Annotated in this window: 14 protein-coding genes, 1 other RNA gene and 1 pseudogene; 2 read left to right on the forward strand and 14 right to left on the reverse strand. The window is 71.6% G+C overall.

Features of this window, described 5'->3' with window-relative positions; translation table 11 throughout:
* Positions 1–508 precede the first annotated feature (508 nt).
* Positions 509–775: pseudogene (locus tag GC157_06085) on the forward strand (DUF3892 domain-containing protein).
* A gap of 147 nt (positions 776–922) precedes the next feature.
* On the opposite strand, the gene GC157_06090 reads toward GC157_06085, so the two are convergent.
* The 5 genes from GC157_06090 to ssrA all read right to left on the reverse strand — a co-directional run bounded on the left by GC157_06090 (position 923) and on the right by ssrA (position 4720).
* Positions 923–1153 carry a hypothetical protein gene (locus tag GC157_06090; protein ID MBI1377035.1) on the reverse strand — a complete coding sequence of 77 codons (231 nt, stop codon included), beginning with the start codon at positions 1151–1153 and terminating at the stop codon, positions 923–925.
* Positions 1154–1221: 68 nt separating this feature from the next.
* On the reverse strand, positions 1222–1467 hold the full coding sequence (locus GC157_06095; protein ID MBI1377036.1) for a hypothetical protein: 246 nt from the start codon (positions 1465–1467) through the stop codon (positions 1222–1224).
* 510 nt (positions 1468–1977) lie between these two features.
* Complete coding sequence (locus tag GC157_06100; protein ID MBI1377037.1) at positions 1978–2313, reverse strand: hypothetical protein; 336 nt, start codon at positions 2311–2313, stop codon at positions 1978–1980.
* 796 nt (positions 2314–3109) lie between these two features.
* Positions 3110–4276: a tyrosine-type recombinase/integrase gene (locus tag GC157_06105; GenBank protein ID MBI1377038.1), complete on the reverse strand. Its 1167-nt coding sequence runs from the start codon at positions 4274–4276 to the stop codon at positions 3110–3112.
* A gap of 78 nt (positions 4277–4354) precedes the next feature.
* Positions 4355–4720, reverse strand: a transfer-messenger RNA (tmRNA) gene (ssrA, locus tag GC157_06110).
* 155 nt (positions 4721–4875) lie between these two features.
* Here ssrA and GC157_06115 point away from each other — a divergent pair.
* On the forward strand, positions 4876–5385 hold the full coding sequence (locus GC157_06115; protein MBI1377039.1) for a hypothetical protein: 510 nt from the start codon (positions 4876–4878) through the stop codon (positions 5383–5385).
* Positions 5386–5399: 14 nt separating this feature from the next.
* Here the strand turns inward: GC157_06115 and GC157_06120 are convergent, their stop codons facing one another.
* The 9 genes from GC157_06120 to prfB all read right to left on the reverse strand — a co-directional run bounded on the left by GC157_06120 (position 5400) and on the right by prfB (position 15829).
* Positions 5400–7013: a carbohydrate kinase gene (locus GC157_06120; protein MBI1377040.1), complete on the reverse strand. Its 1614-nt coding sequence runs from the start codon at positions 7011–7013 to the stop codon at positions 5400–5402.
* Between the two features lies 1 nt (position 7014).
* Positions 7015–8433, reverse strand: a complete 1419-nt coding sequence (locus GC157_06125) for an aminotransferase class V-fold PLP-dependent enzyme (protein ID MBI1377041.1) — start codon at positions 8431–8433, stop codon at positions 7015–7017.
* On the reverse strand, positions 8430–9092 hold the full coding sequence (locus tag GC157_06130) for a TetR family transcriptional regulator (GenBank protein MBI1377042.1): 663 nt from the start codon (positions 9090–9092) through the stop codon (positions 8430–8432). The genes GC157_06125 and GC157_06130 overlap by 4 nt, the downstream gene beginning before the upstream one ends.
* 43 nt (positions 9093–9135) lie before the next feature.
* Complete coding sequence (gene smpB / locus GC157_06135) at positions 9136–9615, reverse strand: SsrA-binding protein SmpB (GenBank protein MBI1377043.1); 480 nt, start codon at positions 9613–9615, stop codon at positions 9136–9138.
* 3 nt (positions 9616–9618) lie between these two features.
* The gene (locus GC157_06140; GenBank protein ID MBI1377044.1) at positions 9619–10806 is read right to left on the reverse strand and encodes a PDZ domain-containing protein; all 1188 of its coding nucleotides are present in this window, start codon (positions 10804–10806) and stop codon (positions 9619–9621) included.
* Between the two features lie 203 nt (positions 10807–11009).
* Positions 11010–12272, reverse strand: a complete 1263-nt coding sequence (locus tag GC157_06145; GenBank protein ID MBI1377045.1) for a peptidoglycan DD-metalloendopeptidase family protein — start codon at positions 12270–12272, stop codon at positions 11010–11012.
* Positions 12273–12489: 217 nt separating this feature from the next.
* The gene (locus tag GC157_06150) at positions 12490–13398 is read right to left on the reverse strand and encodes an FtsX-like permease family protein (protein MBI1377046.1); all 909 of its coding nucleotides are present in this window, start codon (positions 13396–13398) and stop codon (positions 12490–12492) included.
* A 71-nt stretch (positions 13399–13469) separates the two neighbouring features.
* Positions 13470–14159 carry a cell division ATP-binding protein FtsE gene (gene ftsE / locus GC157_06155; protein ID MBI1377047.1) on the reverse strand — a complete coding sequence of 230 codons (690 nt, stop codon included), beginning with the start codon at positions 14157–14159 and terminating at the stop codon, positions 13470–13472.
* Positions 14160–14722: 563 nt separating this feature from the next.
* Positions 14723–15829: a peptide chain release factor 2 gene (gene prfB, locus GC157_06160; GenBank protein ID MBI1377048.1), complete on the reverse strand. Its 1107-nt coding sequence runs from the start codon at positions 15827–15829 to the stop codon at positions 14723–14725.
* Between the last annotated feature and the right edge of the window lie 132 nt (positions 15830–15961).

Raw genomic sequence — 15961 nt, forward strand, 5'->3', positions numbered from 1 at the left:
GACCGAGCCGGCGTCGTCCTTCACGTCCAGGACGAGCCGGACCGCACGCTCGCGGAGCTCGTCGGGGTACTTCCTCGGTGCTGCCATGACTCCCAGCCTCCCGTGGCTTGAGAGCCTCCATCAATCCCGGGGCGGTTCAACCTGTGCATCGGCGCCTTCGCCACAGCCGCAGGCGCCCCCGCAGCAACTAATGACTCCGCCAACGCGGACCCGTCATCGACCAGCAGCGACCACACCAGCGCCACCGCCACCCCGAGCGCCGTCACCACCAGCATCCGCGACCGAACCCAACGAACCAGCCAGCCATGCCAGGACGCCATGGAATCCCCCGAACCCGAGATGTGAACTTGTGGCAACCCGGACCCAACCAGTGCTATGACTGCCAGTCAAGGAAGTCATCAAGAGTTCATCCAACGTGGCGGCGAACGGCAAGGCAGCGGATAGACGCTGAGTCGCCACCACTCCCAATCGACTGAGCTCGACTGGGAGAGTCTTGACCATGTAGACGGTGACCAAGGTCCGGATGGACACCAGCGGGTCCACGCACGAGCACACCCAAGGCGTCATCGACTCGACGGGCACCTTCCATACCAGGGCGTCCGTCGTGCGCAGCATCGACAACGGAAACCTCTGGCAGACCAGCGGCGGCGGTCGAACGGCGCGCATCCGAAAGATCGCGCAGTGCCCGCGACCCGGCTGCTCGGTGACGCCCTACATCACCACGGCACCGGACCACACCACCGCCAACAACCTGGACAACCTCCCCCGGGGATAGGTCAAGCCTCGAGTGGCGCCGCACATCGAGAACCTGAGATCGCCGCCAGACATCGGTCGTCAGGCAGTGCGGTGAAGACGCCCTCCGCGGAAGTCTCAAGGCGACCCGTGGTCGCCGAGGCGAGCGTCGTGTGTTGAACGCCCCGCCTCAGCTGCGTTCCGGGAATTCGCGGTCGGCATAGTCGAGGTAGACGTGAACGTCGGTCTCGTCGAGATCGGGTGGGACGAGGTCGATGCAGTCCGGACAGGTCTCGCCCAGGGGCGGCCAGGGGCTGCTGGTGAGGTATCCGACGGTGATGGTGCCGCAGGCCGAGAGCCCGCCCACGCTGGTGGCAGCGTGGGCGGGCCCATGGGTGGTCTGCAGCTCGCAGACCTCCACGACGTCGTGCTCCCGCCTGAATCGCAGGAGCTGACGTCGCAGACCTTGATACCCGGCCCAGTAGGGCGTCATCGGTCGGCCGCGATGAGGTCGCAGTCGAGCGCGAACAGGGCGCGTTCACGCATGTCGGTGAAGCCGACCTGGCCCAGGTCGGTGATCCCGCAGGCCCGGACGGTGTCCGGCCAGCTCGCGCGTTCGTGATTGCGCAGCAGGACCACCTTGCGGGCGTCCGCGTCCCGCGCTGGTGCCAGGCGCCAGTGGTAGGTGGTGAAGTCAGCGCGCCAGCGTCGCGCTGTGAACTCGATGCTGGCCACCGCTCCCCTGCCTTCCGGGTGGACGGGCCAGGAGCGCCCCGGGATGTGGGTCCACGGGGCGCGCCTAGGCCCGCCTGTTGCGCGTCCGGAGCCGCCGTAGGCCGGATGCCGGCGCACCCATCCGCGGCAGCGAAACTAAGGCCGCCGAGCACCACCCGCCAGGACCCTGACCTGTTCTTGACCGGCAATGTGACCAGTCTCACCCTCGTAGTCGCTTACTTCACTGGGCAACTTGCACAGTTGTAGCGCTCCTCAATGCACAGCTGACGCACTCCCCGCCAGCCGGGTGGCCATCGGTAGTCACCGGCTGGGGAGCTCGGCTCGAGTCACCACGACCAGCCTGCGGAACACGACGCCAGGCGGCAGACGTCGGCCTGGCAACGTCGCACGCGTTCCCGCACACAACGTCCGCTCCCCCGGCAGGAACCGCCACGCACAAGGTCCCCAGCAGCGGGCACACCATCCGACACTCGTCTGGCTCCTACGGATGACAACGCGCGTTGTCGCTGGCTACGTCGCGCGAGTGACCGGGTTCTCGCAGAGTACGGCGACGCTGTGGACGCGAGGAATCCGCGCAGAGTGATGTCGTCCACTACTCACGACAACCGCGTCGTGATGTTGAGTGCTGCGCGTTGCATCGGGAGATCGACGAACATCGAGCTCCTGCAGCACGTCGCGCAAGTTCAGAAGCGCTCTCACGTTGGCTGGCAACACGAGGTCGTCGGGCCAGGCCATGGCGTCGGCGATCGCGATCGTGAGGTCTTCGATCTGCCACCGCAGCTTGCGAACGCTCTCGACCCGGCAGTCCGGGTCGTCGCACTGATGAACGCTCTGCTGATCAGTCATGCGACGACGCTCGGCCTCTCGCCCACTGAGCACACCACATCGGTCCCGACCGCTGTGGACGACTCGCGCCACTGGTCGGCCGCAGCGGAAGAGGTCGGCGGCCACACACGCTCGCATGATGCCGGCGGACGCGATCGCGGACGTCCGTTCGGTGACACCAGATGCTGAGTGGCTCACGCGAGACGCCGGACAACATGATGGTCAACCGTCGGTCCGTCGCCGAGAGCGAAGAAGCCTTCACGCCAAGCGGCGGACGAAATGACGGACGACATCCAGTCCGTCGTCGGCCGCGGAAGCCAGGCACACCCCAGACGGCGGACGAGATGACGGACAGTACGCGCACCATGGTCGGCCCAGTTGTGAGGAAGGGATCCCCTGATGAGCCGTCCAGTGATGATGTCGATGCCGATCCGTCCGTCGGGCGGTCCTCCGGCTCCAGCTGACGCGGTTGCCGCCCCCGTCCCGGACGCAGAACCGCTGGTGCCTCACACCCTGAGTCCCGAGGAGGTTGCCGAGATCGTCGGCGCCTCGGCGTGGTGGTTGCGTGATCAGGCGAGACGGGGCCTGCTCACCCATCTCCGGCTCGGTAAGGGCAGAATCCGCTTCTTGCCCGAGCACGTGAACGAGGTTCTGGCGCGTTGCACGGTTCCCACGGTCGAGAACTCCAGGCCTGCGGCCGTTCCCGACGATGGCGTCCCCGTCCTGTCGCTGGGTGGCACGAGCCGTTCACAACGGGCTCACCGGAGGTAGTCCCTTGCTCCTGCGCACGCCGTTGTCGGGGCCCATAGATGTGGGCCTACGTCACCAAGCCAGAGAGCGCGCGACCGGCGGCCGCCGCCGCGGCATTCTGCTGGTCGGGCAGCAGGTGCGAGTACGTGTCGGTCGTCGTGGTGATCGACTCGTGGCCGAGCCGGCGCTGCAGCACGAACAGGTCGGTGCCCTGGGCAATCATCCACGACGCGTGGGTGTGGCGGAGGTCGTGGACCCGCGGTCTCTTCGTCAGACGCGGGGCGTCGGGGTCGCGTGTCCCGTCCGGCCTGTGCGGGTCGCATGCCGCGTTGAGCGCAGGAGTCCACGTGGACGTCCAGAACCGCGACGACGAGATCTGGTTGCCGCGCGAGTTGGCGAACACCAGGTCGTCCGGGGCGCGGCCCTCAATGATCGGGCGCAGCACGTCGACAAGATCGTCAGGCAGAGCGATCGTGCGACGTGCCCGCTTGGTCTTGGGCGGTCCCACGTACCAGTTGCGCTTCTCGTCGCGCTTCCAGGCCTTCGTCACCCGGATCGTCGGCGGGGTCGCGCCGAGGTCGAAGTCGGCGGTCGTCAAAGCGGTAGCTTCCCCCCAGCGCATGCCTGTGGCCACCAGAGTCAGCACGAGCGGCCTATACGACTCGGGGATCTGTGCGAGCAGAAGGGCGAACTCGTCACGAGTCAGCACGACCATCTCGTCCTGCGTGGCCGTGCTCTTCGGCAGCTCGATGCCAGCGCACGGATTGTCCGATCGGTAACCGAGTCGCACGGCCGTCGACAACGACGCGGACAGCAGTCCGTGCACGTTCGCGATCGTCTTCGGCGCCAGGCCCTTGGCACTCATCGCCTGCACCCACGTGGCGATGTGGCGGTAGGTGACACCCACCACCGGCACGCCACCGATCACCGGGTCGATGTGCGACGTGAGCTGCGTGCGGTAGTGGCTACGGGTGTCGGGTCCGACTGCCGTCAGCAGGTCGATGTGCTCGCGCACGACGTCGGACAACGTGGGGCCGGACTGCTTCACGGCCTCGGCCAGTCGCGCGGCCTCGACCTCGCGTCCGCCGGCTGCCTCGATGAGCTTCAGCGCGACGACGGCCTCGCGCTCGTCGTCGTAGGTCAGCGAGGTCTGCTTGCCGGTGTCCGGGTCGCGCCAGAGCACGGCGTAGGCCGTGGTGCCGTCAGCTCGGCGGCGCGGTCGGATGGAGGCCATGACGAAGGAGGGTAGCCATCCGTGTCAACGGTTGGCTACCCTCCTTGTCAACATAACCAGCGTTTCCGCAGGTCACAGGGGTGGAGGTGGCGGGAATCGAACCCGCGTCCTTCGTTGGTGATCAGGGCCTTCTCCGGGCGCAGTCCGCTGTGCTTTTCTCGGCCCCGGGAGTCACGCGGACAAGCTCCCGACGGGCTCAGTCACTGTGTGATGTCCCGAGCAGCCCCGTGACCGGGCTACGCGGTGAGTTCCCTAGCTGACGCCAGGATCCGGGGCGGGAACGCCCCCGGGCTGACGGACTTCAGGCTCGCTTAGGCAGCGAGGGCGAAGTCAGTGCGCTGAGTGTTGGCACTTGTATTTAGGCGCTGGATCGTTGACGAGATGACCAGCATCCTCGGCCCGCTTCTCCCATCTCAACAGACGAAGTCGAAACCGATCACCCCCTGTGCAGTTGTGCTCCCAGTGTAGGGGCACCGGGCAGCCCCGGCCGACCCCGTTGCTCCCCCGGAGTTCCGCCGGTGGCGATCACGGCCCTGGACGCCGACCGGCGACGGGGACGAGCGCGGCCACGCCCCGGCGGTCCGGCGTACGGTGCTCGGGTGGACCGCACGATGCGTTCCCGGCGCGTGGCCGGGCTGGCCGGGCTGGCTACCACGGCCCTCGTGGTGGTGCTGAGCCTCACCGTGCTGGGCGGCCTGGGCACCCCCGCGCCGCCGGCGCCGCAGGTGCAGAACGGCGTCACCCTCGACGACCGTCACGCCGCGGAGAGCGCGGCCCGGCAGTTCGCGGTGTCGAGCTCGAGCGGCGGCGTGGGCAACGACGGCTGGCCGAGCACGGTCACCTCGGTGGTCGAGTACGTCACCGACGCCGCCACCGCGAGCCGCGTTCTGGGCTCGGAGTCCAACGGGGTGGGTGCCACCCCGGTGATCGTCGTGGTGATGGCCGGCGACTTCACGCCACCGCAGGGCTCACCCGTGACGTCGAGCTCCGCCGGCACGGAGGCCGCGATCGTCTACGACCCGTCCACCGGGCAGGTCACCGACCTCGTCGTCGCGGGCACCGGGTCGATCGACGTCGAGTCGCTCGGGCCCGGCACCCCGATCGCCTGAGTGCCGCCGAATGCTCACACGCCGCGGTTGAGCCGGCCGTAGAGGCCCTTGAGCGTGCCGGCCAGCCGGCGGTACTCGGCGTACCCGGCGTCGTAGGCACCCACGTCCGACGCCGTCGGGTGGTAGGTGGCAGCGACCGGCACCGACGCCGGCACCTCCTCGAGCCGAAGCTCGCCCAGGCAGATCCGCGCCCACAGGGCCACGCCGCGCAGCTGCGCGTGCCGCGGGTCGGCCACCTGCTCGACCGGGCGCTGGAGCACGTCGGCGAACACCTGGCACCACAGGTCGCTCTGCGCCCCTCCCCCGAGGATGCGCACGCTGGGCACCGGCCGCTTGAGGAACTTCTCGTAGGCCTCGAACAGCCAGCGCACGTTGTAGGCCACACCCTCGAGCACCGAGCGCACGAGCATCGCGCGGTCGGTGCGCAGGCTCATGTTGAGCCAGCCCGAACGCAGCCGCTTGTCCTCCACCGGGCTGCGCTCGCCGTTGAGCCACGGCATGAACAGCAGCCCCTCGCTGCCCGCCGGCGCCGTGGCCGCGAGCGCCAGCAGGTCGTCGAACGACGGCGCCGCACCCTCGGGCGCCATCCCCTCGGCGCCGATGCCGCTGCCGCCGCCGAGCAGGCCGTCGGGCGGTGCGATCACCTGCTCGCGCAGCCACTGGAGCGCGGCGGCCCCGGTCTCCTGGTTGTTCGCCACGATCGGGGTCTGCGGGTCGAGCCCCGGCACGGTGGCGATCGAGTGCAGCACGTCGGTGCGCTTGAACGGCACGCGCGCCCCGATCCAGGCCGTGGTCGAGAGGGCGATGTGGGTCTCGTACGGCGCCACCGCGCCGGACCCCACCACCGCCGCGTGCAGGTCCGGCACGCCGCACACCACGGGGGCTCCGGGCGCGACGCCGATCGCCTCGGCCACCTCGGGCAGCAACGGGCCGAGCACCGAGCCGGTGGGCACCAGCTCCGGCAGCCGGGCGCGGTCGCGGCGAGTGCGCGCGACGAGGGAGTCGACGTAGCCCAGTGGCGCGCCTGGCCTGTTGTCGGTGAGCCAGCTGAGGATCATCGACGCCGGCGTCGCCGCGGTGCGGCCGGTGAAGCGCAGGCCGAGGTAGTCCACCGGCTCGAGCAGCGCAACGGCGCGGGCGTACACCTCGGGCATGCGCTGCTGGAGGAGCAGCGAGTGGCCGGTGGGGTCGGCGCCGCTCGGCGTCGGCGCCCCGCCCGTCGTGCGGACGAACGGCAGCGCCTTGTGCGGCGCGATGCCCGAGACGTTCACCGGGCCGCCGATCACGTCCTTCACCAGGTCGCGCGCGCGGGTGTCGGCCCACAGCAGCACCTCGCCCACGGGCGTGCCGTCGGCGCCCACCGGCACCGTCGACCCCCACTGGCCGGTGATGGCGACGGCGTGCAGCGCGTCGCGGTCCGCGCCGGACTCCGCCACCGCCTCGGCCGAGGCCTCCACCACGCGGTCCCACCACTCCGCGGCGTCCTGGGTCGCCGCGCCGTCGAGCCCCACGTGCACCGACACCGGCCGCGAGGCGATCCGCCGGATCTCGCCGTCGAGGCCCACCACCGCCACCTTGGGCCCGCCGTTGCCGAGGTCGACGGCGAGGATCCAGCGCGTGGCGTCCATGTCAGGCCGACGCCGTCTCGGGAGCGACCTCGTGCATCGCGTCGAGCACGCCGGACATCACGGCCTGGAGCGTCGCGTTGCCCTGCGGCGTCCCCGCGCCGAAGCCGTACATGGCACCGGACTTCGCCGGCTCGCCGTGGTGCTCCTGCGCGTACGCCACCGCCACGCGCAGCGCGTCGAGGAACCGCTCGGCCGTGCCCGGCGCGGTGTTGGGCCGGGTGACGCAGAAGTGCAGCGCGGCCGGCAGCTGGAGCGAGTTCATCCGCCAGCCCTGGTCCTTGAGCGAGTCGTTCACCAGGTAGATGTCCAGCGCCGCCTCGTCGGCCGCCTTGAAGGCCACGAGGAACGTCGGGTCGCCGATCACCTCGAGCTCGGGCACCGAGGTGCGGATGCCCACGCTGATCGCCGACGCCGTGCGCATGATGTCGTCGGCGGCCGCGAGGTAGCCGGACTCACCCGTCGCGAGCAGCGCGGCGTAGGTCGAGGCGATGATGCCGCCGCTGCGCGAGCCGGCCAGCCCGGGTGAGAGGTAGAGGCCGCCGGGCCAGTCCGGGTAGGTGAAGTACTGGTGCTTGCGCAGGTCCTTGCTGCGGTAGAGCAGCACGCTCGAGCCCTTGAGCGCGTAACCGTACTTGTGCGTGTCGGCCGAGATGCTGGTGACGCCGGGCACGCGGAAGTCCCACAGCGGCACGTCGTAGCCCAGGCGCTCCACCCACGGCAGCAGCCACCCGCCGAGGCAGCCGTCCACGTGCAGGCCCAGGCCGCGGCTCTGCGCCAGCTCGGCGATCGCCTCGATGGGGTCGATGAGCCCGTGCGCGTAGTTGGCGGCGCTGCCCACGAGCGCGATCGTCTGGTCGTCGATGAGCCCGGCCATGGCGTCGACGTCGGCGACGTAGCCCTCGGACAGCGGGGCGTGGCGCACCTCGATGCCCATCCAGTGCGCGCCCTTGTCGAGCGCGACGTGCGCGGTCACCGGCATCACGACGTTGGGCCGGGTGACGCCGCGGGTCTCGCGCGCCTGCTCGCGGTAGGAGTAGAGCGCGGTGATGAGGCTCTCCGAGCCGCCGCTGGTGACGACGCCGACGCCCGTGCCGTGCAGCAGGTCCGAGGTCATGGCGACGATCTCGCCCTCGAACTTGGTCGCGCTCGGGTACATGTCGCGCTGGAGCACGTTGGCGTGGCTGAAGAGGCTGAACACCTCGCCGAGGAACGCGTAGTGGTCGTGGTCGCCGCTGTAGAGGCTGCCGCTCACCGTGCCCTGGTCGCCCTGCGCGTCCTCGCGGTGCGCCATGTCGGCGATCTCGGCCAGCAGCCGGCCGCGCTCCACCGGCTCCGCGGGCAGCCGGCGGAACGCCTCCGTGCTGCGCCGGTAGGGCCAGAACCCGTCGAGCATCTCCTCGAGGCCGGCGTCGTCGCTCATGCGTGCTCCTTGGTCGGGGTCCTGGTGGTGCGACGGGCGGACGGCGCGTGCCGGGCCCGGGACGGCGGGGGCGCGACCGCGATGCCGTCGAGCATGCGGTCCATGGCGCGGGTGGCCTCGGCGGCCGCCCGCGCGGGGCGGGACGCGCCGATGACGTGCGCGCCGAGCTCGCGGGTGGCGCCGTAGACGGCGGCTGCCTGAAGGGCGGTGTCGCACGGCGCGATCTCGCCGGCGGCGAGCGCGGCGTCGAGCGCCTCGCGCATGCGCCGGAACGAGCGGCCCGAGCCGCCCACGCTCTGCGCCCACTCCTGGTCCGGCACCACGCGCGGCGCGTCCCGCACCACCACGCTGGCGAAGTCGGGCTGCGTGCACAGCCGCAGGTACACCGCGATGCCCGCGCGCAGCGCCGCCAGCGGCGAGCGCGTGCCGTCGATGCGGTCGAGCTCCGCGTGCAGCGCGGAGTCGACGTCGTCGTAGACGGCGGCGAACAGCTCGGCCTTGCCGCCCGGGAAGTAGTGGTAGAGCGCGCCGCGGGCCATCCCGGCCCGGCGCAGCACCTCGGCCACGGTGGTGGCGTCGTAGCCCGACTCGGTGAAGCAGGCGCGGGCGGCGGCGACCAGCGCGGCGCGCGAGGCCTCCGCCTGCTGCTGCCGGGTCACCCGGCGACGCTAACCCGTTGACCGACCGTCGGTCAACGAACTCTCAGTCGGTGCGGCCCTTCACGCGCCGGCCCATCTCGCGGGCGATCATGCGCTTGTTGTCGCGCTCGGCGATGCTCTGCCGCTTGTCGTAGCTCTTCTTGCCGCGGGCGAGCGCGATCTCGACCTTCGCGTAGCCGTTCTTGAAGTACAGCGAGAGCGGCACGAGGGTGAGGCCGCCCTCCTTGGTCTTGCCGATGAGCTTGCTGATCTCGTCCTTGCGCAGCAGCAGCTTGCGGGCGCGGCGCGGCGCGTGGTTGGTCCAGGTGCCCTGGGAGTACTCGGGGATGTGGACGTTGTGCAGCCACACCTCGCCGTCCTTCACCTGGGCGAAGCCGTCGACGAGCGACGCGCGGCCGGCGCGCAGCGCCTTCACCTCGGTGCCGGTGAGCACGAGGCCGGCCTCGTAGGTGGCCTCGATGTGGTAGTCGTGGCGCGCCTTCTTGTTCTGGGCCACGTACTTCGTGCCCTGCTCGCGTGCCATGCCTCAGCCCCGCTGCGCCGTGTCGCTGGCGGCGACGAGGCCGCGCAGCACCTCGAGCGCGCGCTGCTCGGCGGTGGCCGCGCCGGCGCGGTCGCTCACCAGGATGTCGGGCTCGATGCCCACGCCCTCGAGCGAGCGGCCCGAGGGCAGCAGGTAGCGGCCCACGGTGAGCTCGATGGCCGAGCCGTCCGAGAGGGTGCTGGGCTCCTGCACGGTGCCCTTGCCGAAGGTGCGCGAGCCCACGATCACCGCGCGGTTGCGGTCCTGGAGCGCCCCGGCGACCACCTCGGCCGCGCTGGCCGTGCCGCCGTCGACGAGCACCACCACCGGCACGGTGGTGTCGCCGCCGCCGAGGGCGTCGAGGTGGTGCACCGGCTCGCCGCGCTTCTCATAGGACACCACGGCGCCGCCGTCGAGGAAGGCGCTGGCCACCTCGACCGCCTCGGTGAGCAGGCCGCCGGGGTTGGAGCGCAGGTCGAGCACGACGCCGTTGAGGGGCTGCTGGTCGGTGGCCTCGATGGCCTTGCGCACGGCCGCGCCCACGCCGCGGGTGAACGCCGCGATGCGCACGACGTCGACCCCGCCGGTGAGCCGGGTGACGACGACGTCGTCGTTGGACAGCGAGCCGCGGGTGACGGTGAGCGAGCGGGGCTCGCCGTCGCGCACGACCACCAGCGACACCCGGGTACCGGGGTCGCCGCGCAGGGTGGAGGCCACCGCGCCGAGCGAGAGGTCGGCGACCGGTGCGCCGGCCACGGACAGGATGCGGTCGCCGGCGACCAGCCCGGCCAGCGCCGCGGGCGAGCCACTCTGCACGCTGCCGATGTACACCTGGCTGTCCTGGCCCTGGCGCAGCCACACGCCGATGCCGGAGTAGCGGCCGTCGAGGCCCTGCTGGAACGACGTGACGTCGCTCTGCTGGTAGTACGCCGACCAGCGGTCGCCGAGGGCCTTGAGCATCCCCTCGACCGCGGCCTGGTCGAGCTGGGTCTGCGACACCGGGTGCTGGGCGTCGGCCATGATCTTGGCCGCGGCCTCGTCGAGCACGCTGGGCGGCGCCGTCGCCGCCTGCTCCTGCGGCCGCGAGCCCACCACGCCGGTCAGCACGCCCCCGGCGTACGCCACCAGCACGAGCGCGACGACGAGGGCTGCTCGTCCGGCTCGGCGCAGGGGCGGCGACGGGGTGGACACGGGGGACGAGTCTAGGTCGTGCCACCCCCGACGGGCGCCGACGTTGCCCGCTGCGCGGGCGGGCTCACCCTCCAGTGGAGGCTTCGGGTCGCCGCCGCGTCGCGGTCAGCGGACGCCGGGCCGCCCGGTGGGGGTCACGGCCGGGGCCGCGACCGGGTGTCGGGAGCCGCCGGCGCGGGCCGGGCGACCCGGGCACGGCAGCGTCAGGACCAGCAGGGCACCGGCACGCGCGGGGAGCCGAACCAGCCCATGGGGTCGTAGGGCACGCCGTTGACGTGCACCTCGAAGTGCAGGTGCGGGCCGGTCACCCACCCGGTGGCGCCGACGTAGCCGATCACCTGGCCCTTGGCCACCACCTGGCCCACGTGCACGGTGGTGCTCGACTGGTGCGCGTACATCGTGGAGAGCGCGCCGCCGTGGCTGATCACCGTGTGCAGCCCGTAGGCACCGTAGTTGAGCACCTCGATCACCGTGCCCGCGGCGGCCGCGTGGATGGGCGTGCCGTAGGCGCCGTGGATGTCCAGGCCGGTGTGGCACGAGCGGTAGCCGTACACCGGGTGCACCCGCCAGCCGACCCCGCCGACGACGTAGGCGCCGGGGATGGGCCACATGAGCGAGCCGGTGGGCGTGGCGGACGAGCTGCCGCCGCTGGAGGCGTGCGCGGCCGCGGCTCGCCGCTCGAGCTCGGCGAGGCGCTTCTGCTCCTTCTTCAGCGACAGGTACTGCTTCTTGACCTTCGCCTTCTCGCGCGCGGCCACGGCCAGCGCGTCGGCGCGCTCGGCCACCAGCGCGTCGACCGACGCCTTGGCCGCCTTGGCCTTCTCGGCCGCCGTCGCCGCCCGCTCGAGGGCCGCCTGCGCTGCGGCCGCCGCCGCGGTGGCCCGGGTCTGCGCCTGCTGCGCCTGCACGTTCGCGAGGGCGACCGCGGCCTTGGCGGCCTCGAGGTCGGCCAGGGCGCGGTTCTGCGAGCGGGAGAACGTGCGGATGGCCTCGAGCTGGTCGGCGAAGTCCGACGGCGACTGCGCCGAGACGATCGCGGCGAGCTCGCTGAACGGGCCCTGGGTGTAGACCGCCCGGGCGAGGTCGCCGATCTGGCCGTTCATGTCGACGATGCGCTGCCGCGCCGCGACCAGCCGCTGGTGGGCGGTGGCCACCGCGGCGGTGGCCCGCGACCGGGCGACCTCGGCGGCGGCCGCGGCACGGCGCGCGTCGGTCTGCGCGGTGAGCGCCGCGGCGAGCGCGGCCTCGGCGGCGGGCAGCTGCGTGCGGGCGCGCTGGAGTGCCTCGGCGGCGCGGGTGACGGCCTTGGACGCCTGGGCCAGGTCGTCCGAGGCGGCGGCGACCTTCTTCTTGATGTCGGTGTCGGCGCCGGCGGGCGAGGCGGTGGGCACGCCGACGGCGGCCACCACGAGCAGCAGGGCCACGAGCGTGCGCAGGCGCGCGCGCCCGGCACCCGACCCGACCACCGCGACCCCTCCTCGGCGACTCGCGGCGCACCGCGGTCCGGGCCCGTCGGGCAGCCGGCCTGCGGCCTGTGACTGCTGTGACGGACGTGACGAATGTGACTCGGCTGACCAGGGTAGCCCGAGCCCCGGCGCGACGAGCGCAGGACAGGCCGGACCGGGCCGAGGTGACGCCGGACGGGTGCCGGGTCGTACGGCCCGCGCCCCCGGACCGGCGGCGTCAGACGCGCAGGTAGCGGCGCAGGGAGAGGAACGCGGTGAGCGCGGCGAGCACGATGCCGAGCACGAACAGCGACACCGAGGCGTTGATGATCGCGTCCCAGCCCACGAACGGGGTGATGGTGAACTGCGGACTCAGCACGCGGTCGATGAGGATCGCCTTGACGCCGATGAGCGAGAGGGAGGCCACCCCTGCGCCGAGGGCCGCGCCGACGGCGGCCTCGAGCAGGAACGGCATCTGGATGTAGAAGTTGCTCGCGCCGACCAGTCGCATGATGCCGGTCTCGCGTCTGCGGTTGAACGCGGCGACCCGCATGGCGTTGGCGATGAGCAGGACCGTCACCAGGATCATCGATCCGGCGATGAGCAGCGCGAGCTTCTGGAGGCCGCCGAGCACCTGGAAGAACTTGTCGAGCAGGCTGCGCTGGTCGACCACGTTGTCGACGCCGGGCCGGCCGGTGAAGGCGTCTGCCACCACCTTGTACTGCGCCGGGTCGGAGAGCTTCACGCGGAACGACTCGGGCAGCGCGTCCGGGCTGGCGTTCTGCGCGATGGGCGAGTCCTTGAACTGCTGCTGGAACCGCGCGTACGCCTCGGCGCTGGACTCGTAGTACACCTGCTCCACCAGCGGGCGCAGCGACTCGAGGTCGGCCGAGATGGCGTCCTTCTGGGCCTGGGTGACCTGGCCACCCGCGCAGCTCGGGGTGTCGGAGTCCTTGGTGCACAGGAAGATCGAGACCTGCACCTTGTCGTACCAGTAGTCCTTCATCACGTCGACCTGGTCGCGCACGAGCAGCGCGCCGCCGAGCAGCCCGAGCGACACCGCGAAGGTGATGACGAGCGCGACGGTCATCGTGAGGTTGCGCCGCAGGCCGATGCCGACCTCGGTGAGGATGAGACGGGCGCGCATGGGGGGTGCTGGTCCTTACGTCGGCGGTGCGGTCGGTGTGCCGTGGTGGGCGACGGGTGCGGCGGGTGGCGCTAGCGGGCGTAGCCGTAGACGCCGCGGCTCTGGTCGCGCACGAGGTGCCCGCCCTCGAGCTCGATGACGCGCTTGCGCATCTGGTCGACGATGGCGGCGTCGTGCGTGGCCATGACCACGGTGGTGCCGGTGCGGTTGATGCGGTCGAGCAGCTTCATGATGCCGACCGACGTCGAGGGGTCGAGGTTGCCGGTGGGCTCGTCGGCGATGAGGATCATCGGCCGGTTGACGAAGGCGCGGGCCACGGCCACGCGCTGCTGCTCGCCGCCGGAGAGCTCGTCGGGCATGCGGTCGTGCTTGCCCTCGAGCCCGACGAGGTCGAGCACCTCGGGGACGACCTTGCGGATGTGGCTGGTGGGCCGGCCGATCACCTCGAGGGCGAAGGCGACGTTCTGCGCGACGGTCTTGTTCGGCAGCAGCCGGAAGTCCTGGAACACCGTGCCCACCTGGCGGCGCAGCGCCGGCACCTTCCACCTCGAGAGGTGGTTGAGGTCCTTGCCGGCCACGTGGATCGACCCGCTGGTGGGCCGCTCCTCCTTGAGGCACAGCTTGAGGAACGTCGACTTGCCCGAGCCGGAGGCGCCCACCAGGAAGACGAACTCGCCCTTCTCGATCTCCACGCTGACGTCGTCGAGGGCCGGACGCGCCTGGGTCGCGTACAGCTTGGTGACGTTGTCGAAGCGGATCACAGGCGTGGACTCCTCGGGCGGCGCGGCAGCGCTGGTAGGACGACCGCGAGTCTACGTTCCGTTCCCGGCCCCTCCCGCCACCCGCCCGCGGGGCGTGGCGCCGTCGGGGGCGTCCGGAATACGGCGCAGGACCACCGGATGCCAGGAGCCGACTCGCTGGGCCACCCCAGGGACGTCTCGGGGACGGTCAAGGTTGGGGAAAGGAGGCTCGACCCCGCGTGATCGGCTGGGCACAGCGCGCGATCAGTGTCACCATGGGCAGGTCCGGTGCCGGCGGAGGACGCCCCGCCCCGTGCCCGCGGAATCTCCGGGGACCGCCGAGCCGGACACGAGGGACGTCGTCCCCGAGCCCCGTCAGGGGTGTCGCTCGCGCCCGCCGCGACACCCGGCCGACTTCGGTGCGGCACCGGAGCCGACGACGACGCCACCTCGTGCACGAAGGCGTCGTGTCCCCCCGCGACGCTCCACCTCCGGGTGGGAACGAGGCCCCGGGAACCCCCCGTCCCGGGGCCTCGGCATGTGCGGCCCCGGCCGTGCGCAGGTGGGCGCGCGGCCCGGTGGGTCTACTCGCCCTGGGTGCGCCGCCAGCGGATGCCGGCCTCGATGAAGTCGTCGATCTCGCCGTCGAGCACGGCGGCGGTGTTGCCGGTCTCCACCTCGGTGCGCAGGTCCTTCACCATCTGGTAGGGGTGCAGCACGTAGGAGCGCATCTGGTTGCCCCACGAGCCGGACGAGTCGCCCTTGAGGGCGTTCATCCTCGCCTGCTCCTCCTGGCGCGCGCGCTCGAGCAGTTTGGCCTGCAGCACCATCATGGCGCTGGCGCGGTTCTGGATCTGCGAGCGCTCGTTCTGGCAGGAGACCACGATCCCCGTGGGCAGGTGGGTGATGCGCACGGCCGAGTCGGTGGTGTTGACGCCCTGCCCGCCGGGGCCGCTGGAGCGGTAGACGTCCACGCGCAGCTCGTCGTCGGGGATGTCGATGTGGTCGGTCTGCTCCACCACCGGCAGCACCTCGACGCCGGCGAAGGAGGTCTGGCGGCGGCCCTGGTTGTCGAACGGCGAGATGCGCACGAGGCGGTGGGTGCCCTGCTCGACCGAGAGGGTGCCGTAGGCGTAGGGCGCCTTCACCGTGAACGTGGCCGACTTGATGCCGGCCTCCTCGGCGTAGGAGGTGTCGAGCACCTCGAGCGGCCACTTGTGGCGCTCGGCGTAGCGCGTGTACATCCGCAGGAGCATCTCGGCGAAGTCGGCGGCGTCGACGCCGCCCGCCTCGGCCCGCACGGTGACGAGCGCCTCCCGCTGGTCGTACTCGCCGGAGAGCAGCGTGCGCACCTCGAGCTCGCCGATGGCCTTGCCGAGCGCGTCGAGCTCGTTGACCGCCTCGACCCGGGTGTCGTCGTCGTCCATCTCATCGGCGAGGTCGAGCATCACGGAGACGTCGTCGAGCCGCTGGCGCAGCCCGGTGACCCGGGCGATCTCGCCCTGCACGAACGACAGCCGGCTGGTGACCTCCTGGGCCTTGGCCGGGTCGTCCCAGAGGTCCGGCGCGCTGGCCTCGGTCTCGAGCCGGCTCACCTCCGTGCGCATCGAGGGGACGTCGAGCACCTTCTCGATGCTCGTGAGGGTCGCCTGGTGCTCCTTGAGAGCCTCGCGGGGGTCCTGGATCGCCACGTCGTAGAGGGTAGTCGCCCAGGCTGGGTCGACCGAACGGACGATCCTGCCCTGCCCGGCGGCCCCCTCCCCCGCACGAGACGCGCCCGACCCCCCGAATTGCGGGGGTTCGCAACGCCGGGGGCCTCGGCC

It is taken from the genome of Frankiales bacterium (genome assembly GCA_016125335.1).
Taxonomy (GTDB): Bacteria; Actinomycetota; Actinomycetes; order S36-B12; family CAIYMF01; genus Longivirga.